General features: G+C 61.6%; 24 protein-coding genes. 15 read left to right on the top strand and 9 right to left on the bottom strand.

The genetic code is table 11. The features are described from left to right. The first annotated feature begins 136 nt into the window (after window positions 1–136). A complete protein-coding gene (locus tag G3O01_RS25750; RefSeq protein WP_205809392.1) occupies window positions 137–388 on the top strand; it encodes a hypothetical protein in 252 nt (83 codons plus the stop codon). A 6-nt stretch (window positions 389–394) separates the two neighbouring features. On the opposite strand, the gene G3O01_RS25745 is transcribed toward G3O01_RS25750, so the two are convergent. Next, window positions 395–1,444, bottom strand: a complete 1,050-nt coding sequence (locus tag G3O01_RS25745; RefSeq protein ID WP_205809390.1) for an asparaginase — start codon at window positions 1,442–1,444, stop codon at window positions 395–397. Window positions 1,445–1,638: 194 nt separating this feature from the next. Between G3O01_RS25745 and G3O01_RS25740 the strand changes: the two genes are divergently transcribed. From G3O01_RS25740 to G3O01_RS25715, 6 genes are all read left to right on the top strand, one after another. After that, window positions 1,639–1,950 (top strand): DUF4148 domain-containing protein, encoded by a 312-nt coding sequence (locus G3O01_RS25740; RefSeq protein ID WP_205809388.1) that lies wholly within the window; start codon window positions 1,639–1,641, stop codon window positions 1,948–1,950. A 343-nt stretch (window positions 1,951–2,293) separates the two neighbouring features. Then, complete coding sequence (locus G3O01_RS25735) at window positions 2,294–5,761, top strand: response regulator (protein ID WP_205809386.1); 3,468 nt, start codon at window positions 2,294–2,296, stop codon at window positions 5,759–5,761. Between the two features lie 19 nt (window positions 5,762–5,780). Next, window positions 5,781–6,629 (top strand): CheR family methyltransferase, encoded by an 849-nt coding sequence (locus tag G3O01_RS25730; RefSeq protein WP_205809384.1) that lies wholly within the window; start codon window positions 5,781–5,783, stop codon window positions 6,627–6,629. A gap of 40 nt (window positions 6,630–6,669) precedes the next feature. Beyond that, window positions 6,670–7,305 carry a chemotaxis protein CheB gene (locus G3O01_RS25725; protein WP_205809382.1) on the top strand — a complete coding sequence of 212 codons (636 nt, stop codon included), beginning with the start codon at window positions 6,670–6,672 and terminating at the stop codon, window positions 7,303–7,305. Continuing rightward, window positions 7,302–8,405 (top strand): hybrid sensor histidine kinase/response regulator, encoded by a 1,104-nt coding sequence (locus G3O01_RS25720; protein ID WP_205809380.1) that lies wholly within the window; start codon window positions 7,302–7,304, stop codon window positions 8,403–8,405. Before G3O01_RS25725 ends, G3O01_RS25720 begins: the two co-directional genes overlap by 4 nt. A gap of 169 nt (window positions 8,406–8,574) precedes the next feature. Further along, window positions 8,575–9,450, top strand: a complete 876-nt coding sequence (locus tag G3O01_RS25715) for a DUF2242 domain-containing protein (RefSeq protein WP_205809378.1) — start codon at window positions 8,575–8,577, stop codon at window positions 9,448–9,450. A gap of 75 nt (window positions 9,451–9,525) precedes the next feature. On the opposite strand, the gene G3O01_RS25710 is transcribed toward G3O01_RS25715, so the two are convergent. Beyond that, a complete protein-coding gene (locus G3O01_RS25710) occupies window positions 9,526–10,686 on the bottom strand; it encodes a Fic family protein (protein WP_205809376.1) in 1,161 nt (386 codons plus the stop codon). A 514-nt stretch (window positions 10,687–11,200) separates the two neighbouring features. Here G3O01_RS25710 and motA point away from each other — a divergent pair. From motA to G3O01_RS25695, 3 genes are all read left to right on the top strand, one after another. Continuing rightward, on the top strand, window positions 11,201–12,070 hold the full coding sequence (gene motA, locus G3O01_RS25705) for a flagellar motor stator protein MotA (RefSeq protein WP_205809374.1): 870 nt from the start codon (window positions 11,201–11,203) through the stop codon (window positions 12,068–12,070). Between the two features lie 23 nt (window positions 12,071–12,093). After that, window positions 12,094–13,071, top strand: coding sequence for a flagellar motor protein MotB (gene motB / locus G3O01_RS25700; protein WP_205809373.1), 978 nt, complete (start codon window positions 12,094–12,096; stop codon window positions 13,069–13,071). Window positions 13,072–13,990: 919 nt separating this feature from the next. After that, a complete protein-coding gene (locus G3O01_RS25695; RefSeq protein WP_205809371.1) occupies window positions 13,991–14,578 on the top strand; it encodes a YSC84-related protein in 588 nt (195 codons plus the stop codon). Window positions 14,579–14,708: 130 nt separating this feature from the next. Here G3O01_RS25695 and G3O01_RS25690 read toward each other — a convergent pair whose 3' ends face one another. Together G3O01_RS25690 and G3O01_RS25685 are read right to left on the bottom strand one after the other, a co-directional pair. Then, window positions 14,709–15,359, bottom strand: coding sequence for a hypothetical protein (locus G3O01_RS25690; RefSeq protein WP_205809369.1), 651 nt, complete (start codon window positions 15,357–15,359; stop codon window positions 14,709–14,711). A gap of 251 nt (window positions 15,360–15,610) precedes the next feature. Next, window positions 15,611–16,549, bottom strand: a complete 939-nt coding sequence (locus G3O01_RS25685) for a GlxA family transcriptional regulator (protein WP_205809367.1) — start codon at window positions 16,547–16,549, stop codon at window positions 15,611–15,613. A 130-nt stretch (window positions 16,550–16,679) separates the two neighbouring features. Between G3O01_RS25685 and G3O01_RS25680 the strand changes: the two genes are divergently transcribed. Next, complete coding sequence (locus tag G3O01_RS25680; RefSeq protein WP_205809365.1) at window positions 16,680–17,495, top strand: SDR family oxidoreductase; 816 nt, start codon at window positions 16,680–16,682, stop codon at window positions 17,493–17,495. 192 nt (window positions 17,496–17,687) lie between these two features. Here the strand turns inward: G3O01_RS25680 and G3O01_RS25675 are convergent, their stop codons facing one another. Both G3O01_RS25675 and G3O01_RS25670 read right to left on the bottom strand, forming a co-directional pair. After that, window positions 17,688–18,803 carry a succinylglutamate desuccinylase/aspartoacylase family protein gene (locus tag G3O01_RS25675; protein ID WP_205809363.1) on the bottom strand — a complete coding sequence of 372 codons (1,116 nt, stop codon included), beginning with the start codon at window positions 18,801–18,803 and terminating at the stop codon, window positions 17,688–17,690. Between the two features lie 36 nt (window positions 18,804–18,839). Then, window positions 18,840–19,613: a transporter substrate-binding domain-containing protein gene (locus G3O01_RS25670; RefSeq protein ID WP_205809361.1), complete on the bottom strand. Its 774-nt coding sequence runs from the start codon at window positions 19,611–19,613 to the stop codon at window positions 18,840–18,842. 132 nt (window positions 19,614–19,745) lie between these two features. Here G3O01_RS25670 and G3O01_RS25665 point away from each other — a divergent pair, with 132 nt between their 5' ends. Both G3O01_RS25665 and G3O01_RS25660 read left to right on the top strand, forming a co-directional pair. Beyond that, on the top strand, window positions 19,746–20,675 hold the full coding sequence (locus tag G3O01_RS25665; protein WP_205809359.1) for a LysR substrate-binding domain-containing protein: 930 nt from the start codon (window positions 19,746–19,748) through the stop codon (window positions 20,673–20,675). Window positions 20,676–20,893: 218 nt separating this feature from the next. After that, window positions 20,894–21,583 (top strand): HD domain-containing protein, encoded by a 690-nt coding sequence (locus G3O01_RS25660; protein ID WP_205809357.1) that lies wholly within the window; start codon window positions 20,894–20,896, stop codon window positions 21,581–21,583. 148 nt (window positions 21,584–21,731) lie between these two features. Here G3O01_RS25660 and G3O01_RS25655 read toward each other — a convergent pair whose 3' ends face one another. Beyond that, entirely contained in the window at window positions 21,732–22,694 is a 963-nt protein-coding gene (locus G3O01_RS25655; RefSeq protein WP_205809355.1) for a helix-turn-helix domain-containing protein, read from the bottom strand. 277 nt (window positions 22,695–22,971) lie between these two features. Here G3O01_RS25655 and hpaR point away from each other — a divergent pair, with 277 nt between their 5' ends. Both hpaR and G3O01_RS25645 read left to right on the top strand, forming a co-directional pair. Further along, complete coding sequence (gene hpaR, locus G3O01_RS25650) at window positions 22,972–23,463, top strand: homoprotocatechuate degradation operon regulator HpaR (RefSeq protein ID WP_205809532.1); 492 nt, start codon at window positions 22,972–22,974, stop codon at window positions 23,461–23,463. A 62-nt stretch (window positions 23,464–23,525) separates the two neighbouring features. Further along, on the top strand, window positions 23,526–24,608 hold the full coding sequence (locus G3O01_RS25645; RefSeq protein ID WP_205809353.1) for a retroviral-like aspartic protease family protein: 1,083 nt from the start codon (window positions 23,526–23,528) through the stop codon (window positions 24,606–24,608). Between the two features lie 6 nt (window positions 24,609–24,614). On the opposite strand, the gene G3O01_RS25640 is transcribed toward G3O01_RS25645, so the two are convergent. Beyond that, the gene (locus G3O01_RS25640) at window positions 24,615–24,797 is read right to left on the bottom strand and encodes a hypothetical protein (protein ID WP_205809351.1); all 183 of its coding nucleotides are present in this window, start codon (window positions 24,795–24,797) and stop codon (window positions 24,615–24,617) included. Between the two features lie 28 nt (window positions 24,798–24,825). After that, complete coding sequence (locus G3O01_RS25635; protein WP_205809349.1) at window positions 24,826–26,520, bottom strand: FAD-dependent oxidoreductase; 1,695 nt, start codon at window positions 26,518–26,520, stop codon at window positions 24,826–24,828. Between the last annotated feature and the right edge of the window lie 13 nt (window positions 26,521–26,533).

Genomic DNA, 26,533 nt, shown 5'->3' with positions numbered 1-26,533 from the left:
GTGATGACGCGATGCGTGCGCTGCGCCGCGTTGGGTTCGTTTTTTGCTTGAACGTCAGTGGACGGGCTGCTTTACTCCAATGTGCCCGAAAGCAGTCCGGCAAACCCGCGCATTCACCTCGACATGGACCACGGCTATGAAGCTCAAACCGCTACTTCTGCTTGTCGGATGCATGGCGGCGGCGAACGTCGGAACGGCCGCCACGCGCGATGAACAGACCAAGGCCTGCAAGCACGACGCGATCAAGTTTTGCGCGATCCATATCCCCAACAAGGAGAAGATCGAAGCGTGCATGAAGCAACACTACGACAAGCTGTCGCCGAAATGTCAGGCGATGTTCGACCCGCCCGATAACAACAGCGACGGCGACAGCCAGTCGTCGAGCTAAGCGCGCTCAACCCGCTTTGACAAGCGGCAGCGCCACTTCGACGCGGCCCGTGTGAAGGCCTGCCGTATTGCGCATGGTTCGCAAACGGAAACCATCGAGCGCGCGATGCGCTGCTTCATCGCCGATATCCAGCTTCGCCAGCAGTTCAGCGACGATCGCGTAGAGGATCGTCGAGTTGCCGTCTTCCACTTTCACCGCGATGCCCAGCGCCCCCTTCGCGCCGAGCTTCGCCGTTTGCGCCGATGCACGCACGCCGATCGCATAGCTCGCGTCGGCGCCGACCTTGGCCACCAGCGCGCCTTTAAACGCGTCCATCAGCGTGGTGCAGAAGCGCCCTTCACCCGCGACCAGTTCCGGATAAGAGGTCATCGCGCGATAGATATGCGCGAGCGCCGCGTCGCGCCTGTTGTCCGTCGATACATGTCCGTCGGCAGCGCGCGCGAGCTTCATGTACAGACGCGCGAGACGGTCGAGCGGAAAAGCGGGCGTCGGCAGATTGCAGCCGTCGATAGCCCATTGCACCTGCTCTTCAGACAGATCGCACGCTTCGGCGACAGTGCGCTTCACGAGCACTTGCAACGGATGCCCGGGCAAATGGTAATCGGCGAGCGCCACGCCGAGCGCACGTGCACCGGCCAGCATGCCCGCGTGTTTTCCCGAGCAGTTGCTGCACACGGCGCCCGGAATGAAGTCGCGTTTGATCCATTCGCGATCGACGGCATCGGAAATGGGCGGATGCCCGCCGCAACGCAAATCGTCTTCCGTGGCCTGCGATTTCGCGAGCATGCTGCGCGCGCGTTCGATGTGCCGCGCTTCGCTGCTATGCGACGCGCACATCAATGCGAGGTCGGCGTCGTCGAAACCGAAGCGCTCCAGCGCGCCCGTTTCGACCACGGCAAGCGCCTGAGCCGGCTTCGCCGCCGATCTCACCAGCGTGAAGCGCGACGGGTCGCCGCACGAATACAGCAGCGCGCCATCCGTATCGACGACGGCCACATGCGCGATATGCGTGTTCTCGACGATATCGCCGCGATAGACGGTTGCAGCAACGGACATCTATGCCTCCTTTCTCGTATCGGTTTATGTCTGTGCAAACGCGGACAGGCCGCGCGATTCTACAACCCTGCCAGGCGCGAGTTGTGCGTGTCGAGTACATTGGATTGACCGGCCCATGCGCATGCATGAGCCGGGTTCGTCCCCAGCCGCGCGAGCGGAATCGAACGCATAACCTTTACGACGGGAGAACAGCCATGCCTATCACCAGAAAACTGATCATCCTCTTCGCCTCGGCTGCACTGGGCATCGGCGCGGTTGCGCCTGCATTCGCGCAAAACGACGCGTCGACAGGCACGGATGCCGCGGGCGCCGCCGCATCCGCCGCCAAGCCGACCAAGGCGCAGCGCAAGCAGGCGCGCAAGGAAGCGCGCGCGAAGAAGAACGCCGAGCTGAAGAAACTCGAAGATGCGGGCTATCAGCCTGGCCGCGCGAATGACCAGAATTACCCGCAGGATTTGCAGGACGCGCAGAAGAAAGCGGGCATTGGGCAAGGTGCCAGCCAGTAGGCGTACTTTGTAGGCATCCTTCGTAGGCGTCTTTCGAATCCGGCCGCGCGCAGTCGTTCACGCGCGCGGTCGCGTCATACGTTTTGCGCGCTTTTCTCTCCGCTTCACACACCCCTTCTATAAGCGCTCACTTTCCTCCAGCGCACTGCCGCCTCAGCGTCCAATTACACGAACGCCTGGCACTATGTGATACTGCCAACGCTTGTCCATACAACGAATTGCGACACGGCAATCGGGGCATCGCCGTGCAGTCGCACATTCCGGCTACAACTACAGACGCCAACGTTTTCTTCAGTCAAAAATGCCGAATCCATCACACGAGCCAGGCGGCAGCGCAGCAAAAATGACCGCTATTGCCGCTGTCGATCAGATCAGTTTTCGTCGCATCATTCGCCGCAATATTGCGCTGCCGCTCGCGCTCGGCGTCATCACGATGGCGCTGTTCGTCGCGCTGATCGCGTACCTCGTCAATACGATGAGCTGGGTCGAGCATTCGGAGCGCGTGATCGGCAACGCGAACGAAATGCTACGCCTTGCCGTCGATCGCGAGTCTGCGTTGCGCGGCTTCCTGATTACGGGCGACGAGACTTTCCTCGCGCCGTATCAGCTTGGCCAGCCGCGTTTCGAAACCGAGATCAACACGCTGACGCAACTGACCTCCGACAATCCGTCGCAAGTCGAGCAGTTGAAGCGCATTCGCGGCGTGCAGCAACGCTGGGACCAGTTCGCGCAGGAGATGATCGATCTGCGCCGCCGCAACATGGATTACACGGAACAGGTGAAAAGCGGGCGCGGCAAGATCGAATTCGACGAAACACGGCGACTGTTCGGGCAATTTCTCTCGGTCGAAGAAGCGCTGCGTCAACAGCGTTCCAGCGACGCGCGCAGCGTCACGTTCGTGCTCGTCGGTGTGTTTCTGATCATCAGCCTGTCGGTCAGCGGCTTTATCGCGTATCGCGGGCGGCGCGATCTGATGAATCTGTCCGGGTCGTATGACGGCGTGCTCGCTCGCCAGGCTGAACACACGGATGTATTGCAGCAGCAGGTCTGGCTGCGCTCCGGGCAGCGCCTGCTGGCGGAGAAAGTTGTCGGCCAGTCGAGCCCGCCTCTGGTCGGCCGCGCAATACTCGATTTCCTCGCCGAGTACCTCGAAGTCGTGGTCGCAGCGATGTACGTGCGCGACCGCGCAACCAGCAGCCTCAAGCGCATTGCGACGTATGGCTTCAGCCAGGAAAGCGAACAGGCGACGCGCACGTTCCGTGAAGCCGAAAGCCTGATCGGCCAGGCGGCCGCGTCGCGCCGCACGCTTGTTTTGCACGACGTCCCGGACGATTACGTGAAAGTCGTCTCCGGCACGGGCATGAGTTCGCCGCGCAATCTCGTCGTGCTGCCCATCGAAAACGACGGCATCGTGAACGGCGTGGTCGAACTCGGCTTCATGCACAACGTCGGCCCGCGCGATCACGAGTTCCTGAATCTGATCGCGAACAGCATGGGCGATTTCATCGAAGCCGCGCTGTACCGCGAACGTCTGCAGGATGCGCTTGCCGAAACGCAGCAGTTGAATGAAGAGCTTCAGGTGCAGCAGGAAGAGTTGCGCGTATCGAATGAAGGTCTCGAAGAACGCGGCCGCGCGCTGGTCGAATCGCAATCGCGGCTCGAGGCGCAACAGGCGGAACTCGAACAGACCAACGTTCAGCTCGAAGACTACGCGAAGCGCCTCGAGCGTCAGAAGGCCGATCTGCTCGAAGCGCAGGACGAACTCGCAGCAAACGCTGCGCGGCTGGAACAGTCGAGCCGCTACAAGTCCGAGTTCCTTGCGAACATGTCGCACGAATTGCGCACGCCGCTGAACAGCTCGCTGATTCTCGCGCGTCTGTTGCAGGAGAACCGCACGGGCAATCTGACGGAAGAACAGGTGCGCTACGCGGAAACGATTCATGCGTCGAACAGCGACCTGCTGGTGCTGATCAACGACATCCTCGATCTGTCGAAAGTGGAAGCCGGGCAGATCACGATCGACAGCGAAACGGTGCCGGTCGATTCGATGCTGCTGGCACTGCGCGAACTGTTCGAGCCGATGGCGGCTGCGAAGCATTTGCAGTTCACGGTGGAACGCACGCCCGGCGTACCCGACACGATCACCACCGACGGCCAGCGTGTCGCGCAGATTCTGCGCAACCTGCTGTCGAATGCCTTGAAGTTCACCGAGCACGGCGAAGTTGCATTGACGGTCGCGGCCGGCGACGCGAACACGCTGCGCTTCGATGTGCGCGATACGGGCATCGGCATCGCCGCCGAGAAGCTCGAACTGATCTTTGAAGCGTTCCAGCAGGCGGACGGCTCGACCAGCCGCCACTACGGCGGCAGTGGCCTCGGCCTGTCGATCTCGCGCGAATTCGCGCGGCTGCTGGGCGGCCGCGTAAGCGTTGCGAGCGAGCCGGGCAAAGGCAGCGTCTTCACGCTTTGGCTGCCGCTGCAAGGGCCGGCCAATACGCAGGCGCGCACGGCGCAAACCGCCGAGCCGCTGACGCTGCCTGTGCGCAGTGCGCCCGCTGCACCGCCCGTCGTCGAACCGGTAGCCGCGTCTGCGTCGACGTCGATCGGCGATGACCGCGACAATCGCCGCCACGAGAACCGCCTGATCCTCGCTATCGAAGACGACCGCGTTTTTGCCGAGATTCTGCGCGACCTGACGCACGAACTCGACTTCGATTTCGTCCATGCCGCCGACGGGACCACGGGCCTCACGCTCGTGCGCGACATGCAACCGACTGCCGTGCTGCTCGACGTCGGTCTGCCTGACCGTTCGGGGCTGACGGTGCTCGAATGGCTGAAGAACGATCCTGCGACGCGTCACATTCCGATTCATATCGTGTCGGCAACCGATCACGCGGAGAAGGCGCTGCATCTGGGCGCCGTCGGCTACACGCTGAAGCCCACGGCGCGCACCACGCTCGAAGCCGCGATTCGTCGACTGGAAAGCCGCCTGCAGCAACGTATGAAACGCGTGCTGGTGATCGAAGACGACGCGGCGATGCGCGAGAGCATCCGCGCGCTGCTGCAAGGCGAGACAACGGAAATCGTCGCCGTCGCGACGCTGGCGGGCGCGCTGGAGCAACTGTCGACGACGCTCTTCGACTGCGTCGTGACCGATCTCGCGCTGCCCGACGGCACCGGCTACGATCTGCTCGAACAACTCGCCGCCGACGTCACGCACCAGGCGATGCCCGTGATCGTCTACACGGGCCGCATGCTGTCGGGCGATGAAGAGCACCGGCTGCGCCGCTACTCGAAATCGATCATCATCAAGGGCGCGAAATCGCCGGAACGTCTGCTCGATGAAGTGACGCTGTTCCTGCATAGCGTCGAGTCGTCGCTCGCGCCGGAACAGCAACGCATGCTGCGCACCGTGCGCCAGCGCGACAACCAGTTCGAAGGTCGCACCATCCTGCTCGCGGAAGATGACGTGCGCAATATCTTCGCGTTGTCGCACGTGATCGAGCCGCTCGGCGCGAAGCTCGAAATTGCGCGCAACGGCCGCGAAGCACTTGAAGCGCTGAACAGCGGGCGCGAAGTCGATCTCGTGCTGATGGACATCATGATGCCGGAGATGGACGGCCTGACCGCGATCGGACACATTCGCCGCGACGCGCGCTTCGCGCATCTGCCCATCATCGCGCTGACGGCGAAGGCGATGGCGCAAGACCGCATGCGCTGCCTCGAAGCAGGCGCGGACGACTACATCTCGAAGCCGATCGACGTCGACAAGCTGATCTCGCTGTGCCGCGTGTGGCTGCGGCAGCGCTAGCCGCGAGGAACCGTCTGCCATGAGCCGTATCTCGTACGATGATTCGCCGCAACGCATGCACGATTTCGACATCGAGCTGAAGCTGCTGCTGGAAGCGATCTACCTGAAGTACCAGCACGACTTCCGCCATTACTCGATGTCGTCGCTGCGGCGGCGTCTCGTGCAGGCGCTCGAGGAATTCGGCGTGACGACACTGTCGCAGCTGCAGGACAGGATCATGCGCAGCGAAGCGGATTTCGTACGGCTTTTTCACTACCTGACGGTGCAGGTCAGCGACATGTTTCGCGACCCTGCGTACTTCCTCGCGCTGCGCAATCACGTGCTGCCCGTGTTGCAAACGTATCCGTCGATCAAGGTCTGGGTGGCCGGCTGCAGCACAGGCGAAGAACTCTGGTCGCTGAAAATCCTGTTCGACGAAGCGGGCCTCACCGAGCGCACGCTCTTCTACGCCACCGATATCAACCCCGACGCACTCGCGCGCGCCGAGGCGGGCATTTACGCGCTCGACCGCATCGCGGGCTTCACGCGCAACTATCTGGCGGCAGGCGGCAAGCGCTCGCTCGCCGACTACTATCATGCGGCTTATAGTGGCGCGCGCTTTTCGGGGCCGCTGAAAGAGCGCGTCGTGTTCGCCGATCACAGCCTGTCGACCGACGAGGTCTTTCTGGAAGCGCATCTCGTGTCGTGCCGCAATGTCCTGATCTATTTCGATCGCGGCCTGCAGGACCGCGCGCTGGGACTCTTCAAGGACACGCTGGTGCGGCGCGGCTTTCTCGGACTCGGCAGTAAAGAGAGCCTGCGTTTTTCGACGCAGTACGATGCATTCGAAGAATTCCGCGAACGCGAGCGCATTTACCAGAAGCGCTAGACTGCGCAGGCTTTAACCATCGAACGATCGATCGACGCGTATGAACACACCTCGCCGACCTTCCTCACCGGGCGCTGCCGCGCCGGGAGACGCGCGCGCGTTTGAGGCGGTGGCGATCGGCGCGTCGGCGGGCGGAATCGATGCATTGAACGTGCTGTTGCCCGCGCTGCCCGCTTCGTTCCAGGTCGCGGTGCTGATCGTCTCCCACCTGCCCGCCGATTCGCCGAGCCGGCTGGCCGAAACGCTCGGCTATCGCTGCGCGATTCCCGTCGTCGAGCCGGACGCGGGCGAGCCGGTGCTGCCGGGCCGCGTGCATCTCGCGCCGCCTGGCTATCACATGTTGATCGACGACGACCGCACCGTCGCGCTGTCGATCGATTCGACGGTGCGCTACTCGCGTCCGTCCATCGACGTGCTGTTCGAATCCGCTGCGCACGTGTATCGCGAGCGGCTGGTGGGCATATTGCTGTCTGGCGCCAACGACGACGGCGCACACGGCCTCGAAGTGATCCGCGCGATGGGCGGCGTCGCGTGGGTGCAGGATCCGCAAACGGCTGTGTCGGCGACGATGCCGCGCGCGGCCATCGAGCGCGGCGCCGCCGACGAAGTGCTTTCTCCAACCCAGATGGCCCGGCGTCTTGCCGGTTTGCCGCCTCACACTAGAACAATGACATGAGGAATTCATCCGTCAACATTCTGATCGTCGACGACATCGCCCATAACATCACGGCGCTGGAGGCGCTGCTGGCGCGGCCGGGCATCGAGCTGCTGGTCGCGAATTCCGGCACGGCCGCGCTCGACCTGCTGCTCAAGCACGAAGCCGCGCTCGCGATTCTCGACGTCAACATGCCCGGCATGAACGGCTTCGAGCTGGCGTCGCTGATGCGCGGCAGCCCGCGCACGTCGCACGTGCCGATCATCTTTCTGACGGCCACGGCGGAAGACGTGTCGCGGACCTTCCGCGGCTACGAAGCGGGTGCCGTCGACTTCCTGCACAAGCCGTTCGATCCGCGCATTTTGCAATCGAAAGTCGACGTGTTCGTGCAACTGGAGCAGCACAAGCGCCAGCTCGCCGACCAGTTGCTCGCCACGCAGCAACTGCTCGAAGCAAATGAAATGCTGATGGCCGTGCTCGGCCACGATCTGCGCACGCCGCTCGGCACGGTGCTGGCGTCGGCGGAATATCTGGTGCGCTCGGCGCCCGATGAGCAGTCCGCGACCGTCGCTGGACGCATTCGCAACAGTTCGCAGCGCATGTCTCGGATGGTGCATCAACTGCTGAATCTCGCGCGCCTGCAAGGCGGCCGCATGCAGTTGCAACCGCGCGCGAGCGAACTTGCGACATTGTGTCGCGGCGTGATCGAAGAATTCGCGACGCACGAACGCGCGGGCCAGATCGCGTTTACGTCGCGCGGCAATACGACGGGCACGTGGGACACCGATCTGCTGTGGCAGGCCATTTCGAATCTGATCAGCAACGCGTTGCACCACGGCGAGCAGAACAGCCCGATTACCGTCGATATCGACGCCGACGACTCGAAATGGCTCCGCCTGACGGTCAGCAATCGCGGCGCGATTCCCGCTGGCGTGCTGCCGCATCTGTTCGAAGCGTTCGGCCCCGGCGAACGCACGCGCGAAGGGCTGGGCCTCGGGCTGCATATCGTGCACAAGATCGTGCACATGCATGGCGGCAAAGTGACGGGCAAATCGGACGACATTATCGGCACCATCTTTACGGTCGAGCTGCCGCGCACGGCGCAAAGCTGGGTGAGCTGACATGGCCAGACTTCGAAATACTTCGTAAGAGATACGGCGACGGCGCTCGTGCCTTGCACGACATGGGCGAGCGTCCGCGCCCTGTTTCGGGCGTCGCGTCGGCGCATCGGGCTGTCAGCCGATGTAATAACGGCTTGCCATCAAACCGCACTACAATGCATGCCGTCCGATGCCCGTTGTCTGCTTCTTCATCATGTTCAGCCGCCCGTCCCGTCTCGCTCTCGCATTGTCCCTGCCCGTGCTTGCCGCGCTCGGCGCGTGCTCGACGCCGCCCAAGGCAAAGCTGCAGGAGGATTTCTTCAGCAGCGGCACGAGCCCTTACACGCGCACGTTTCAGGTCACGAGCACGGAAGCCTGTGAAGGCGCGCGCCGCGCGCTGCTGAGCCAGGGCTACATGACGACGCTGGTGCGCCCCGATACCGTCGACGCCAGCAAGAATTTCCAGCCCGCCAGCGACTCGCACTTCACCGTCGAATTCCACATCGTCTGCACGGCGGGCGATGATGCGACCAACAGCAGCATCGTCTACGTGAACGCGGTGCAAAGCGGCTACGCGCTGAAGAAGAGCGATACGTCGGCGAGCGTCGGGCTGAGCGTGCTCGGCTCGCTGTCGCTGCCGATCCGCCAGAACAGCGACGCCATGGTGAAGATTTCCAGCGAGACGATCCAGTCGGGCAAGTTCTACGACGGCTTCTTCAATCTGATCAGCCACTATCTGGCGAATGTGGTGCGCAGCGTGCCGGTACCGGGCAATTCGGTCGAGGCCACGCCGCTGCCTATGCCCGCTCCCGCGCCGTCGCTGGTTGTCGCGCCGATGTCGACGACGCCGGGCGGCAGTGCGGCGCCTGTGATCATGCCGGCGCCTTCGACGCTGCAGCCGCATGCTGTTACGGCGGCTACGCCTGTTGCCTCGGCGGCGCCTGTGTCCGCGGCAACCACCGCGCACGATGAGGCGGCGGCGGCAGCAGCGGCCGCTGCGATGTTCGACGATACGCCGGCTGTTGCAGCTTCGCCCGCTTCGGATGCGACGGCTGCGCCGCAGTGAGATCACGCGCGTTCGACGAGCAAGTCGATTTGCTTCGTGTTGAAGATTGCCGGCAGTCCGCGTAACAGCGGCAAATCAGGGCGTTTCGACCTCGCCCGTGTCCGCCGGCCCCCAGCCCGCGATGTTCAGGTAGTACCGTGTCGAGCGACCGGCGCCCACCCTGCTCAGTAGCCCCATATCCTCGAGTTCGATAAGTTCACGCGACGCCGTGGCCCGCGACGTCTCACCTACGCTCTCGTACTTTCGCGTGCTCATGCCCCCTTCGAAACCGTTAGGACCGGCATCGAGCAGAAGGTTGACGACCTTGCGCTGCCGAAGCGTGAGTGCCTTGTCCTTATGGTTCATCCAGAACATGGCTTTTTCGAGCGACGCGTCCACGACCCGGGACGCTTCTTCGCACGACACCCGCACCTGCTCCACGAACCACAGAACCCATTCAGTCACGTCCAGTCCGCCGTGCTGGGCACGCTCCAACTGCTCGTAGTAGTCGCGTCGCTTGTCCAGCAGGCGCTGCGAGGTGCGAATCAGACGGCTGACCTCACCGCTGTCGCGCGCCAGCAAAAGGTCGATAAGGACCCGGCCGACGCGGCCGTTGCCGTCCTCAAAGGGATGGATCGTCTCAAACCACAAATGAGCGAGTGCGGCTTTGACCAGATTGTCGTGTTCCGTCGCTGCGTTGAACCAGTCCAGAAACTTCTGCATTTCGGCCGGCACTTGCGCTGACGCGGGCGTCTCATAGTGAACCTTCTCGCGTCCGACCCTACCGCTGACGATTTGCATCGGCTCGGCATGCTCGCGGTACGCCCCGACCAGAATTTTCGTCATGCCGGAGTAGCCGGTAGGAAAGAGAGCAGCCTGCCATGCACACAAGCGATCGTGCGTGAGCGGCGCCTCACGCTGCAGTACCGCATCGTCCATGATGTCCAGCAGGCCTTCGACGCTCCGGGGCGCGTTCGGTCCACCCTGATCCCCAACACCGAGTCGCCGCGCCACGGACGAGCGCACGGCGGTGAGGTCGATACGTTCGCCCTCGATGGCTGCCGTCGCCACTGCGTCCTGGCTCCAGGCCTCGGCAGCGAGTTCGAGGCGCTGTTCGAAGCCCAGACCCGCCAGCTTGCCCTCCACGATCCCCTGTGCCCGGTGCGCGCGTGCCAGTTCACCGCCGACGCGAACTGCGTCGTAGCGCATGCCGGGCCATAAAGGGGCTTTCCAGATGAGCGATGAAGTTGGTGGCATGGCGGCGGATCAACGTTGAGGCGTTTGCGGGCTTCAATCGACTCATGTTCTGAGTCGATTGTCAGTATATCCGACTCAGAGTCGATTAGGCCGCTAATCGCCTCGTGATTTGAGTCGATTAGCGGCCTAATCGACTCACTCGTGAGCTGCCGAAGGTGCGGACATTTTCGAAACCGGAGTTTGCGTGTGACGACTTTCTCTGAATGGCGCGGCGGTTTATTCCGCGCTTTTATTTTTCCCACGCACTAAAGATCCCACGCATGTTGCCGACCGCGAGCCGATTATCGGTTTTAAATCAGCGATCGGTAAGAACGATGCCAGTAAAAACGACCGACGCATCGATATAAATCAAATCGTCGAAAATATTTTCCCCATTCGGCTTTGCCCGCACTTCAGCGAAACGCCTATCCAGCCGTTACCACCTTCACGGAATTAACAAAACGGTACGCATTTTTGATGCAGTAAAACCTGCCGGGTCACGCGTACCGCAGGTGCTCAAAATTGGAGAGGGTCCATGTTTGTCGCTATTGGTTGGGTGCTGGTTCTCGGCTCTGTGATCGGGAGCTTTCTGGGCGTGGGCGGCCATCTGCCCGCGCTGGTGCAGCCGTTCGAGCTGCTGTGCATTTTCGGCGCGGCGATGGGTGCGTTCGTTGTCAGCAATCCCGTTTCGGTGTTGAAGAAAACCATTAAGGCTTTGCCCGGATGCTTCAAGGGCGGCAGTTATTCGAAAGAGGTTTATCTCGAACTGATTGCGCTGCTTTACGAGCTGCTTCAAAAAGCCCGTAAGGAAGGCATGATGGCGCTCGAAGCCGATGTGAATGCACCGGAAGAAAGCGCGCTTTTCCAGAAGTATTCGCATGTTTTGAAAGACCATCATCTGCTCGATTTCATCGTCGATTATCTGCGGATGATGGCGACGGGCAATGTCAACGTGCTCGAAATGCAGGATCTGATGGATGAAGAACTGGAAACGCACCACGCCGAATCGTCGGTGCCCGCAAACGCGATCCAGAAGATGGCCGATGGTCTGCCGGCATTCGGCATCGTCGCGGCCGTGATGGGCGTCGTGCACACGATGGGCTCGGTCGGCGCGCCGCCCGCGGTGCTCGGCGAAATGATCGCGGGCGCGCTGGTCGGCACGTTCCTCGGCATCCTGCTCGCGTACGGTTTCATCGGCCCCGTTGCCGATCTGCTCAACGCGAAGGGCCGCGCGGAAGCGAAGCCGTTTCAGTGCGTAAAGGCCGTGCTGCTCGCGTCGCTGTCGGGCTACGCGCCGCCCGTCGCGATCGAATTCGGCCGCAAGGTGCTGTTCACGGCAGACCGTCCGAGCTTCCAGGAGCTCGACGACGCCGTGCGCGCCACCAAGATGCCGAAGTCGGCCTGACGCTCGCGTAAAGGGAGAACGGCATGGCCGAAAGACGACCTCGCGGCGAAGAGGCGAGCGAGAAAGCCGCGCCCGTGATCGTGCGCCGCTCGAAGAAGGGCGATGGACACGGCGGGCATCACGGCGGCGCATGGAAAATCGCCTACGCGGACTTCGTGACCGCGATGATGGCCTTCTTCCTGCTGATGTGGCTGCTCGGTTCGACCTCGAAGTTCGAGAAGCAGGGCATCGAGGATTACTTCAATACGCCGCTGTCGAGCCTGCTCGGCGGCAACGAAGGGACGGCTGCGGCGCGTCCGAACGTGATTCAGGGCGGCGGGCGCGACATGTCCGACACGCGCCCCGGCGACGGCAGGAAGGCTCAGCAGGAGCCCGCGAAACCGACGCTCACGCAGGCAGCGATGGTGCCGAACGATACCGCGCGTCTCGAACAGTTGAAGTCGAAGCTTTCCGCGCTGATCGAGCAAACGCCTGCGTTGAAGGCGTTCAAGGATCAAATCCGCATTTCGATTACGAACGAAGGCTTGCGTATCGAGATCGTCGATTCGTTGAAGCGCCCGATGTTCGCGACGGGCAGCTCGAAGCTGCAGGACTACGCGGCGACGATCCTCACGCAGATCGGCGCGGCGCTGAATGACGTCGACAATCGCATTTCGATTGCGGGTCACACGGATGCTGCTACTTACGCGAATGGGCCGGCGGGGTACTCGAACTGGGAGCTGTCGTCGGAACGCGCGAACGCGGCGCGGCGCGCGCTGGTCGCGGGCGGCATGCGCGAAGACAAGCTGTTGCAGGTGCGAGGTCTCGCGGATGTTTTGCCTCTTAATGCGAATGTTGCTGATGAGCCGACTAATCGGCGGATCAGTGTGCTCGTGTTGAATAAGGCTGCAGAGCAGGCGTTTTTCCGCGATGGCGGGAGGACGTCGATTGATGAGGCCGTGCCGGCTAGTGAGGCGTTGCCTGGGGTTGTTTCGAAGGTTAGCGTTCGTAGCGTGGGGTGATTGTTGGCGACGCCCGGTTAGGTTTGCTTGGGGTTTCGCTGGCATCCGCGTTTCGTTGCTGGTGCTTCACGCGTTGCCCCTGTGCGGGGCGGCACCTACTTTTCTTTGCCGCGGCAAAGAAAAGTAGGCAAAAGAAAGCCGCTGAACACCGCAAGCTCTTGTCTTTGCCTGAGGGCCCCCACAGGTTCTTATCCTTCACGCGGCATCGTTCTTCTTGATGCCCGCTGCCAACGCTCCGAATTGGCTCATCACCCGCTCCACACTCCCGCGTCGCCACATGCGCGATCGCATCGCGCACGTTCTATAGCTGCAAACTGTGTGTAGGCTTTCGCGACGTATGCGCTTCACTCCGGACTGAAAAACACGATCGGTGTCGTAAGAGCGCTGAGGCGTGGAGTACTACGAGCTACACACAGTTTGCCACCTGGGCGGCTGCAACCATTCGCTGCCGTTCGCTGCGCTACGGGTGATTGAAGCGGGTGAGGCGTCCGTTCGGAGCGCTGGCAACGGGCAGTGAATGGCAGAACGCCGTGTGAAGTGGAGGAACTGTTGGGGGCCCTCAGGCAGCGGTCAAGAACGGGCGGTGTTAGCCCGCTTTCTTTGCTTACTTTCTTTGCGGCGGCAAAGAAAGTAAGTGCCGCCCCGCACAGGGGCAACGCTTGAAGCACCAGTAACAAAACGCGGATGCCAGCGAAAGCGAAAACCAAAACCAAAACCAAAACCAAAACAAACCCATAAACAATCACACCTACCATTTCACACAGCAACACACTCTCATCCCCCAAATGCACCACAAAACAATTTGCGCACCACAACTCGTTTCTGATATTGGTGGAGAAAGCGTCGCTGTTGCGCTTGCGCGGGTCCACGCGTGCAAACGTGCATTTCACCTTCCATGCTTCACAGACGGAGAACGACAATGCAAAGAAGACACTTCGTGACAGCAAGTGTTGCTGCACTCGCATACGGCGGTCTGCTGATATCAGGCTGCACCACCACCAAGAGCAGCGGCGAGTCGGCCGCAACCGACATGTCGAAGCGGCAATCAATCGATTCCAGCGTCGACGGCACGCTCTCGAAGCTCTACACCACCGTGCAGGGCTCGCGCGAACTGATCGCCAAAGCGCGTGGCGTGCTCGTGTTTCCTTCTGTGCTTCAGGTCGGCTTCGTGGTGGGCGGGCAATATGGCGAAGGCGCGCTGCGCGTAGGCGGCAGCACAGCCGGTTACTACAGCACGATTTCCGGCTCGTTTGGCCTGCAGCTGGGCGCCCAGTCGAAGGCGATCATCTTCCTCTTCATGACGCAGGACGCGCTCGACAAATTCCAGAATTCCAAAGGCTGGTCGGCGGGCGCCGATGCATCGGTCGCGCTGTTGAAGGTGGGCGCAAACGGCGCGCTCGATACGACAACGGCAACCGCGCCCGTCGAAGCGATCGTGATGACGAACTCCGGCCTGATGGCCGACGTGTCGCTCGCGGGCACCAAAGTGTCGAAGCTGAATATCTGAGTCTGGCTGAGCCCGCGCCAGACGACGCGCAACGTGGCGGGCTCGCCGCCGCCAGTTGCGTTCGCGTGCAAAGAAAAACGGCTCGCCATCATCGATGGCGAGCCGTTGCATTTTGTGCGCCGCGCGGCGATCAGAAGCGGTACGTCACACCGACCTTGACGATCGGGTACCAGCGCCATTTGTCTGCCTTGTCCTGAAGGTCCTGGCGTTCCTGATCGACGTTCGCCTGGCCGGCTTCCGCGACGATGTCCGCGGGGACGTCGAGCGTCACGTGCGGACGTCCATAGGTCACGCCAGCGTCGAAAAACGCGGAGAAGCCCTTCTGCGCGACAGGCGTATGGCCAAAGCCAATGCCGATATAGGGACGCACCGTCGGATACTTCGCCTTCGCGTGCACGGTCTCGCCGTTCGTCGCGTAGTTGGTGCCGTTGATGTTGACCGTGCCGCTCGGGCTGGTCGCATCGCCCGACACATTGTCGCCGCCGATGATCATGCCCGCGGTGATGCGGAACGGCACCGTCGCGGGCGCCGGGAAGAAGTCGAGATACAGGCCGCCGTGATAGATCTTGGCCCTGCCGTCGTAGTTCAGTCCGCCCGCGCTGAAATCGTGCGAGAGCGCAAAGCCGTTGAATTCGGCGCGGATGTTGTCGCGCGTGCCGAGGGGTTCGGAGAAGCCGATACCGAGGCCTTCCGTGCCGACCTGACCATAGATTTCGTGAGCGTGTGCAACGGGCGCAGACAGCGCGACGCCCGCAGCAAGCGTGACCAACAGCCTTTTCATCTGTGAGATTTCCTTCGGGGTTCTGGAGGGCGCCTGACCATGACGCCGCGTGTATCGGGAATATTTGCCCGTCACACGCGAGGTGCTTGCGTTGCGGCGGCGTCCCAGACCCGTCTTATTACGGACCACTCACAGAAAATCTTTAATGAATATTTAAAACGTTATTGGCACGCTGGCTGAAGCCCTTTAAAGAGCGTTCTATCAGGCGCATAGCGGTAAATTACACACGCTTACCAAAGCGTTAAATCGCGTCATTCGATGCCGCGCGCCATGCGCTGGATCGCCTGAGGCGGCTGGCCAAATGCACGCAGAAACGCTCGCCGCATGCGCTCGGGATCGCCGAAGCCGACATCGCGCGCGACCACGTCGACGCCATGCCGTCCCGTTTCGAGCATCAGGCGCGCTGCTTCGACGCGCAAACGTTCAACTGCCTTCGCGGGTGTCTGTCCCGTCTCTTCTCTGAATGCGCGCGTGAATTGCCGTGGGCTCAGATGCGCGGCATCGGCGAGCTGTTCGACCGAAAGCGGCGTGCTCAGATTGCGCCTCGCGTACGAGAGCGCCGTCTGGATCCGATCGGATTTCGGCGCGAGTTCGAGCAACGCTGAGAACTGCGATTGACCGCCCGCGCGCCGGTGATACACGACGAGCTTGCGCGCGACATGTCTCGCGAGTTCCACGCCCGCATCTTTCTCGACGAATGCCAGCGCGAGATCGATACACGCCGTCATGCCCGCCGAGGTCCACACGTCGTTATCGATGATAAAGATGCGGTCCTCTTCCACTTTCACGGCCGGATAACGTTTGCGCATGTCGGCGGCGTAGTACCAGTGCGTGGTCGCACGTTTTTCGTCGAGCAGGCCAGCTTCGGCCAGATGAAACGCGCCCGTGCAGGCAGCGGCAACCCGTCGCGCCTGTGGCGCCGCGCGCTTCAAAAATTCGATCAGCGATGGCCGCGACGGCTGCAGATCGTTGTCGCCGACGACGAGAATCGTGTCGAAGCGGCTGTCGTCGAACGGCTGCGTCGACACCTCGAAACCGGACGAGCATGCCACGGGGCCGCCTTGCTCGGAGAGCAGCACGAAGTCGTACAGCGGCTCGCTCATTTCGCGGTTAGCGAATTCCAGCACGCTCGTCATGCCGAGATTCATCACCTGAAAACCGGGATACAGAACGATTCCGACGCGCAGCATAGCTTGGCTCCAGCGATGTCCGAAAAAGTGGGATCTATGACGTTGAGGTCATGTGAGTATGCACCTAATCTGGCGTACATGCAGACGACGCGGCGTCGCCTGTGCCCTCTAAATACCTGGAGCATTGAACATGTCGAACTCTTCCAACATCGCAGCGAATCTCGGCACGGCCGTCGTGACGGGCGCATCGTCGGGCATCGGCGCAATCTATGCGGACCGTCTCGCGCGACGCGGCTACGATCTGATCCTCGTCGCCCGCAACCGTGCGCGCCTCGAACAACTGGCAACACGTATTTCGAACGAAACGGGCCGCTCGGTGGAAATCGTCGCCGCCGATCTGAATGACGACGCCGATGTCCGCCGCGTCGAGAACGTATTGCGCACCGACGCTAGCATCACGATGCTGGTGAACAACGCGGGCGTTGGCGCTGCCTCGCCGCTGGTGGAGTCGGACGTCAACAAGATGGAATCGATGATCAAGCTGAACGTGGTCGCGCTGACGCGTCTCACGTATGCGATCGTGCCCGGTTTCGTCGCGCGCGGCGCCGGCAATATCATCAACATCGCGTCGATCGTGGCGATCGCGCCGGAAATCCTGAACGGTGTCTACGGCGGCACGAAGGCTTTCGTGCTCGCGTTCACCCAATCGCTGCATCACGAACTGGCGAGCAAGGGCATCAAGGTGCAAGCCGTGTTGCCGGGCGCAACGCGCACCGAGTTCTGGGACGTTGCGGGCGTGCCGATCGCGATGGTCGAAGAACGCGGCATCGTGATGTCGGCGGAGCAGATGGTGGATGCGTCGCTGGTCGGGTTCGATCAGGGCGAGCTCGCGACGATTCCGTCGCTGCCCGATTACGCCGACTGGCAGACGTTCGAATCCGCGCGTGCGGCGCTTGGACCGAATCTGTCGCACACGAAGCCGGCTGCGCGGTTCAACGTGGCTTGATGAAGTGATGTAAGAGCGGCGCAATCATCGGATCGCGCCGCATTGCGCCGTAGGAAGGCACGGCAGTCGGGCGAGTTGATGCGCATAAACTCGCGCCGGCGGCCGTTGTCGAGACGTGTCGATGCGCGCCGCCCAGGCCCAAAGTTTATGCGCCTAAACTCTCGGCCTGCCCCATCTCCAACTCACGGCGCGTCACGCGCCGAGCAACACGCCGGTACGGAACGCCTTGGTTCCCGTCACTCGCCCAAGCGGTGCACCCGCCGTCACGAAGCGAATTGCGCGCCGCATGTAGAGCACGCCTTCCGTATTGCTCGTGATGGTCGTAGTTTCGTCCGTCAGCGGATCGACGATATCGAACAACGCGTCGCCAGCACGAATCCAGTCGCCGATCTTCACTCGATGCACGAGGATGCCGCTAACCGGCGCATAGAACTGCTCGCTGCCCGCGAGCGGCGTAGCAGGCGTCGGCAGTTCCGGCAGCGGCTTGGCCTTCCCTTCGATTGCCTTGCGATGCGTCAGATAGTCGACGAGCGCATCGGCGTCCTGCTGCGCGACTACGTACGAAACGTCGCGCTGTCCACGGCATTCGATCGTCACAGCGACAGTGCCAGTGGCCACCGGCTTGCCCGCAGGCATCTGTTGCTGCAAATGCCACCACAACAGGCTGTGCGCTTCGTCGAACGCCTGACCGCCCGAGTCCGTCGCGAGCAACGACGCTTCCGAGCGCAGATAGCGCGCGAGCGGCTCGATCTCCGGCCAACCCGCTTCGCTCGTGTAGACGTGCATCACGGCTTCGAGCGAGCAATGCAGGTCGATCACGACGTCGGCGTCATAAGACAGCTTCAGCAACGCGAGTTGCAGCGACTCGTATTCGGTCAGCGGCTTTTGCGCATCCAGCTGCTCGCGCACCAGTTCGCGAATCAGGTTGCGGTTCTGCTGCGCGTCGGGGCCAAGCCGGTCTTTCGCGCGATCCAGCAAGGTCGTGAACTGCATGAAATGCCGGTTGAAGTTCTTGCCACTGCCCGTCTCAAAGCGGCCGATGAACTGGCCGAGCACATGCTGGCCAAGACCAACAGGATTCGCGACCGGCACGAGCACGATTTCGGCCTTCAGCAAGCCTTGCGCTTCAAGTTCGACGAGGCGGCGCTTGAGCAGCACCGTCGTCAGCATCGCGGGCGTTTCGTCGGCGTGCAGCGAAGACTGGATGTAGATCTTTTGCCCGCTGTTTTTCGGGCCGAAATGGAACGCGACGACCTCGCGTGACGTGCCGACGGCGGGCGAGAGAAGCGGAATCGATTGCCTGTTCATGTGACTTTTCTGAATGTCGGTCGAAATAAAACTCGATCAGTTGCCGTACGGATCGAAGTCGAAATATTTGTGCGCGATCTGCGCGTAAGTGCCGTCTTTGCGCATCGACGCGATTGCCGTGTTGATCGACGTCTGCAACGCCGTTTCGTCCTTGCGCAGGCCGATGCCAACACCGCGATCGCCCATATCGAGCGGCTCGCCGACAAACGCAAAGCCCTTGCCTTGCGGCGTGCGAAGGAAGCCATAGTCGGCTTCGACGGTGCCGAGCAGCGCGCCGTCCAGGCGCCCGTTGATCAGATCGCTGAAGACTTCGTCCTGACCCTTGTAGGCGACCACGTGCACGCCCGCGGGCGCCCAGTGCGACTGCGCGAACGACTCGAACTGTGTGCCCGTCTGCACGCCAATCTGCTTGCCGGCAAGCGTCGCGGGCGCGCTGCCGTTCAGCGCCGTGCCCTGCTTCGCGACCAGCCGCGACTTGAACTGGAACAGCTTCGACGAGAAAAGAATCTGCTGTTCGCGCTTCGCGGTAATTGCCATCGACGACATGATCGCGTCGATCTTGCGTGCCTGCAGCGCCGGGATCATGCCGGAGAACTCCAGCTCGACCCATTCGCAACGGGCGTGAATGCGCTTGCAGATTTCGTTGCCGAGATCGACATCGAAGCCTTTGAGACTGCCGTCGGGCGCTTTCGCATCCATCGGCGGATAGGTCGGGTCGATGCCGAGACGAACCGTGTCGTTATCGCGTGCGAACGCGCTTTGGCCCGCTAAACCCAGTGCGGCAAGGAGAAGTATCAACGAAATCTTCATGGCGAACGGCCTGTAGTCGGCTGTGATGGGGTGGTTTCCGAGCCGATCCTACGACGCCGCAGTGACACAAAAAAGTGCAAATCTGTCTATCATGATCACTTTTGATGATCGCCAGTTCGCACGCTGCCGCCGATGGCCCTGACCATTTCCCAACTTCGTGTTTTCACGGCTGTCGCCGAGCACGGCAGCATCCGCGCGGCGTCGCGCGCGCTCGGCATCGCGCAGAGCGGCATCACGCAGCAGTTGCAGAATCTCGAATCGATGCTCGGCGCAACGCTTTTTACTCGCACTAATCGCGGCATCGCGCTGACGGCGATCGGCCAGCGCATGCTGCAACGCTCGGCGACGATCCTCGGTGAATGCGCGCGCGCCGAACACGAAGCGCAGCAACTGCGCGGCGAATACACGGGACAGGTCACGTTCGGCCTGACAACCGAGCCGCTGATCGACGCCGGCGCACCCGTGCTAACCGAGTTTCGCGAGCGCTTTCCGCGCGTGGCCGCGCATATGCGTACCGGCACGTCGCGGATGATGATTCAGTGGATACGCGAAGGCACACTCGATTTCGCCGTCGCGCTCGTCTCGAAGCACACGGATACGACCGATCTGTCCGTCACGAAGCTGTATCCGTCGGATCCTGTCGTCGTGTGCAGGCGCGGCCATCCGATGGCGCATGCGAAGTCGCTGGCCGAGCTCGCCGACTGTTCGTGGATCGCGACCCGCTCGCCGAATCTCACCGACGATCCGCAAGCGCATCGGCTCAATGATCTGTTCGCGCACTACGGTCTCGAGCCGCCGCGCATCGTGTCGACGGTCGAAGGGCTGTTCGAGTCGCTGCATCTGGTGAGTGAGACGGATTGCCTGTCGCTGGAAGCAGCCGTCGTGACGAAGCGCGGGCCGTTCGCGCGCGTGCTGACGACAATCGACGTGCGCGAACGCGTCGCCCCGCAAGACGTCTGCGTGCTGCAACGCGCCGCCGCGCCGCTCACACCCGCCGCGCAAGAACTCGCGACGATGATCGCCTCGTACACGCGAACGGTGCGCGCGCGCAACCGCACCTGATAGTTGAACCGGCAACGATCGTCCGCTCTAAAGCTCCCGAAAACCCTCACCTCGAGCACGTCCCACCGACGTTGGCAGAAAACCGCGCCCGGTTGGCAGGATCGCGTGTATCAATGCTTTTGCCCCGCAGAAGGGCTCTCCCTACACTTTGATCACACGCCGATCGCTCAATTCGACACAGCGAACGGCCACTACCGATCACGTTCTGGAGAACCGAAATGAGCGAAATCATTGCAGGCATCAAGATCCCCGACAGCAAGATGGCACGCGAAGCGACGCAACTCGTGCGCGACACCGAAACCGATCTGCTCTATCACCACTCGCGTCGCGTGTTCCTGTTCGGCGCGCTGACGGGACAACGCAAGCAGTTGAAGTACGACCCGGAATTGCTGTACATCGGCGCGATGTTCCATGACATGGGCCTGATGGAAAAGTACAGCAGCGCGCATGATCGCTTCGAAGTCGACGGCGCGAATGCTGCGCGCGATTTTCTGCTTGGTTATGGGATCGGTGAGAACGACATCGAAATGGTGTGGGATTCGATCGCGCTGCATACGACGCCGGGCATTCCGCAATACAAGAAGCCCGTGGTCGCGCTGGTCACGGCCGGCGTCGAAATGGACGTGCTGGGTCTCGCTTACAACGAGTTCTCGACGGAAGACCGCAAGCTGGTCGTTGCAGCGCATCCGCGCGGCGAGAACTTCAAGGAAAACATCATCGATGCGTTCGCGAACGGCACGAAACACAAGCCGCTGACGACGTTCGGCAACGTGAAGGCCGACGTGCTCGCGCTGAAAGACCCGGAATACAAGCGCCTGAACTTCTGCAGCATCATCCTCGGTTCGGCTTGGAACGACTCGAACGTACAGGCCAGCGTGTGCCGCAATCCCGCGCACAACCACGGTTAAGCGCAGTGAGCCGATCTCTCCTCGTCAAAGTCTGTTGACGATCAAGCCGCTTGTAGTCTCCGCTCAAGCGTGCCTTTGAATCCGCGTTCTTGCGAGCGCGGATTCTTTTTTGCATTAACGGATTGAAGTTCGAAACGACGCTCGACGCTTAACGCGCCAAGACGACACGCGCCGACCTGCGCGCCGTGTGCGAAGGCAGCTCGCCGAACTGCGCCTTGTACGCATTGGCGAAATGCCCGAGATGCACGAAGCCCCATTGCGCGGCGGCATCGCTGACGGAGAGATCCGCCTGTCGCGTATCGAGCAGCAGACGCCGCACTTGCGCGAGCCGCAACGAACGCACATACGCAAGCGGATTGGTCTGCACGACCGCCTGAAAACTGTTCTGCACCGTGCGACGGCTGACGCGCAGCTGCTTGCAGAGGCTTTCGATATCGATAGGCTCTTCGGGATGGTTGACGACGAAGTCGTGAATGCGTCGCACGATATCGGCCTGACATGCATAGGTCAGCCGGTTCGACGATGCAGGCACGTGATACGCGAGCAGATCGACGAGTGCCTCGCTGACCTGATTGCGCACCGCGCGTTGCGCGTGCACGTCGTCGAAGGCATCGGGCTGCGCCATCACGCGTTCGATCAGCGTCGCGAGCTGCAGGCCCGCGCGCGTACAAGCCGCGTTCGGAATATCGAGCACAGTGCGCCGGAACAGGTTGTCGTCGAGATCGACGCCCGCGCAATCGGCGATGCATTGCAGCATGTCCGAATCGACGACGACACCGATCAGCGCCATCTCGTCGGGCGAGTGAAACTCGAACGGCATGCCGCCTTGCGCCATCACGAAGCCGCCGCGATCGATACGCACGCCGCCGAACGAAAATGCGCCGGCGCCCGCGAGCGGAATGCCAAACGTCATATGATTGTCCGGCAACTGCCCGCGCTGCACGACGCGCAGATTCGCCGATTCATGGAACACCTGCACACCATCCAGCTCGACCTGTTTCACCGCGCTGCGAAACGCGCCCGAGCCGATCTGGTCGTACCGCTGATCCCAGCCCCGCAGCGCGGCCGCGTGGTCATCGGCATCGTTGAAGAACTGGTGATGGACGTACACAGTGCCCTCAAAAAATCTGCTGAGTTGCGTAGAATAAACCGACCAAGCGGTCGGGGAAATACGTCCGAGGGTTTGTCCTGGGCGTTTTCGTCGGTTGCGCGCGACAGTTCGCGGTTTTTCGCGGTTGGCGCGCTGCTTTCTCCAATTTTAGCCAGCGTCAAAAATCCGTCGAAGCCTTCGAAAATACCAGGTGACCTAAAGAAAAGCCGTAGTGCGCGACTGTCGCGGACGTCGATTTACTTATATCCTAGCGAATCGTATTTTCCTGCTGGATACCATGGCGACGACCCGAACCCGCACTGCCACGCCGCTCGCGATGCATCGCAATCTGCCGATGCTGCTGCTGCGAGCGCGCGAACTCATGATGGCGCGTTTCCGCCCGCTGCTCACCGCGCGGGGGCTGACCGAGCAGCAATGGCGCATCATCCGCGCGCTGCACGAAAACGGGCCGCTGGAACCGCGCCAGATCTGCGCGCTGTGCACGATTTCGAGTCCGAGCCTCGCTGGCGTGCTCGCGCGCATGGAAGATCTCGGACACGTGACGAAGGAACGCTTCGAGGACGATCAGCGGCGGGTGCGCGTGTCGCTGACCGCGCAGAGCGCCGAGATCGTGGAGAAGATGGCGCCGATGCTGGAAGCGGAGTATCGCGCGCTGGAAGATCAGGTTGGAGCGAAGGTTGTCGATGATCTTTATGTCGCGGTTGACGCCTTGATCCGTGAACTAGACGAGGACGTGGACAAGGCATCGGAGAGCGTTGACAAAGATTGACAGCGTTGACGCGCGCCTTCGATTAGATTCGGCGGATTTCGCATTCTCTGCAATCCGCAATAATGAAAAAATCGCTTTCGGTGCACGTGATCGCCTTGTTGACGCTGGGCACATTGACAGGTTGTGACGCACGTTTGCCAACATTGTCCGTTCCAGCGGAAATCAAGCCCGCCGTCGACACATATCATCTGTCGGGCGTCGCCGGATCGGATCTGAAAAAGCCGGAAATCTATCGCTCACTCATCCAGTTGAGCGCAGAAGTTTGCAACCGCGACGCGATGGGCGTGCTCAGCGGCAATCTCGACGCGTTGGGTTATCACGCGGACGTCAGCCGGACTCTCCTGCAGTTCGTCGATCACTGCGGCAAAGCCGATGGCTTCCTGAGTGCCGCAGCGGACAACCTGCTTGCCACCGGCAATTTTGCGGAAGCCGTCTCGGTGCTGGACAGACTGGTGGCCGCCAATCCGCTCGATCCGCAGTACTACTTCGACCGCGGGCGCGCAAATGAAGACGCAGAACGCTACGATGCTGCGTTGAGCGACTATATGCAGGTCATCAATCTGGAAGCGGACCACGCGATCATTACCAGCAACCTGTTCATCCGCGCCGCCGATATTCACGCCCGAAAAGGCCGATATTGCGACGCGATCGGCATGATCCGCATGTGGATGTCCGCGAGCCCGGATCGCGCGGACAACGCACAAGCGAAATCGATGATCGAGCGATACGCGTCGAAGCAAAGTTGCCCGTCGAGCTATGCATCAGGACACGCGACATTCCCGCGTCGCACCGGCGATACGATTCAGGTTCGCGCCAGGATCAATGGAACGGAAGGCACCTTCATCGTGGACACCGGCGCGTCGTATGTGTCCTTGACTTCCACCTTCGCGCAACGCGCCCACGTCGCCTTCGATCACGCTCAGACCATTCATGTTCAAACGGCAAACGGCGCGAGAGACGTCAGGCTCACGCAGGCAGATAACGTCAGCCTGACAGGCGTCGCGGCATCGAATGTGCCTGTGACCGTTGATGACAAAGGTGCACGCAGCTTCGGGGCTGGTATCGACGGCCTGCTTGGACAATCGTTCCTGTCGCGGTTCGAGACGCGGTTCGCTGCGCATGAGTGGTCGATCGCGCAGCGGTAGAGAACCTCAACTCTTATCTACTCCATCACTAGCCGCATCGATCAGCTTCGACGACACATCGGCATCACCAATTTTCTCGATCGCCAGCAGCGCAAAGCGCGCCAGAAACATCGGCGCGTTTGCCTCGCCGACTTGCGTCATCGTCTTGCACAGGCGCGTGTAGACGGTATCGAGTTCTGCATCAGTCATTGCGTTCTCCATTCGTTCGATCGGTTCATCAGGCAAGCGCACGTGTGATCGCAGCTTCGACATCGGCTGCACGCGCATCGCGCCAGCGCCCGAGCACATGGCCATCCGGACGCACGAGATACAGCGTACCGGGCTGCGCGTCGTAACGCTCGAAGATGCGCCCCGTGTGATCCCACGCGTGCACGCCCTGCGCTCGCGGGTTCAACCGCGCGCTCAGCGGCACGACCTTGAACGGTACGCCACGCTCACGCAGCGTCTGCGCAAGCGCGGTGAATTCAGCGGGCACATCGCCCTCTTCGCTAAAACACAGCGCAGTAAAGCGAGCACCGACGAGATCGGTGAGATGCGCTTCGCGCGCATGGCCGCCTTCGGCGATCGTCAACGGATACTCGGCGAGCACAGCGCCCGGCACCGGCCCCGCATTAAACGCATCGCCGTCGGCAACGTTAAGCGGCGATTGCGTATAAGTAATCGCCGATGTCTGCCGCGGATTGATCAGCGAGCGCACACCCGGATGCTTCACAGCAAGACTCAACACAGCCTTGCGCATCAGATCGAATGCAAACGAAGGCGGCGCCATGAACTCGGTGCTCTTCGTGCCGTAGCTCAGGTTCTCGTGCGTCGCAGCGACACGCTCATCCGAATAGCTGTCGAGCAGCGAAGCCGATGCCAGCCCCTTCGCCACAAATGCCAGCTTCCACGCGATATTGTCCGCATCGTCGATACCCGAATTTGCGCCGCGCACGCCGAAGATCGGCACAAGGTGCGCGGCATCGCCAGCAAACATCACACGCTGATGACGATACCGTTCGAGCGTCAACGCATTGGCCTTGTAGATCGTGATCCAGATCGGCGACCATTCGCCCTTTTCGCCCATCATGTCGAGCAGGCTTTGCACGCGCGGCATCACGTTTTCAGGCTTCACCGCCTGCTCGGCATCTTCGCCATCACGCAGTTGATAGTCGATACGCCACACGTTGTCCGGCTGCTTGTGCACGAGCACCGTCGAACCCGGATTCGACGAAGGATCGAAATACGCAAGCCGTTCAGTCGGACGATCGCTTTGCAGTTCGATATCGACGATCACATAGCGCCCTTCATAACTCGTGCCCTGCAACTGCAGGCCAAGCGCTTCGCGGATCGTGCTGCGCCCTCCATCGGCGGCGACGACCCAATCGGTTTCGAGCGCATAGTCGCCATCGGATGTGGTCAATTGCAGCGTCGCGCCGTCGTCGCGTGAATCGATCGACTTCACGCGCGTCTGCCAGCGGATATCGATCAGATCGGCACGCTTCTCCGCGGCATCGAGCAGAAACTGTTCGATGTGATATTGCGCGAGGTTCACCATCGGCGGCAGCTTCTGGTTTTCGTCCTGCGGCATCGTGAAGTGCAGCACTTCCGTCTCGCGGTAGAAGCTGCGCCCGCCCGTCCACGGCAAGCCCGTTTTCAGAAAACCATCGACAGCGCCGAGCCGTTCGATGATTTCCAGGCTCCGTCGCGAGATACAGATTGCGCGGCTGCCGTAACAGACGGAATCGTCCGCTTCGATCAGCACGCTGCGCACGCCGTGATTCGCGAGACCGAGCGCGACGGCGAGACCAACGGGACCGCCGCCGACGATCGTCACCGCATGGCGCTGCGCGTCCACGCCAGCCTTAAGTTGCGGCACGCGTGCTGCGTATTTTTTCGCAGTGAACGGATACGGTTTGAATTGCTTGTTCATCCAATGCTCCTTC

This window comes from Burkholderia sp. Ac-20365 (assembly GCF_017104715.1).
Classification (GTDB): Bacteria; Pseudomonadota; Gammaproteobacteria; order Burkholderiales; family Burkholderiaceae; genus Paraburkholderia.
The sequence above is the reverse complement of the archived record's forward strand: the minus strand, read 5'-3'. Positions and strand labels throughout refer to the sequence as shown.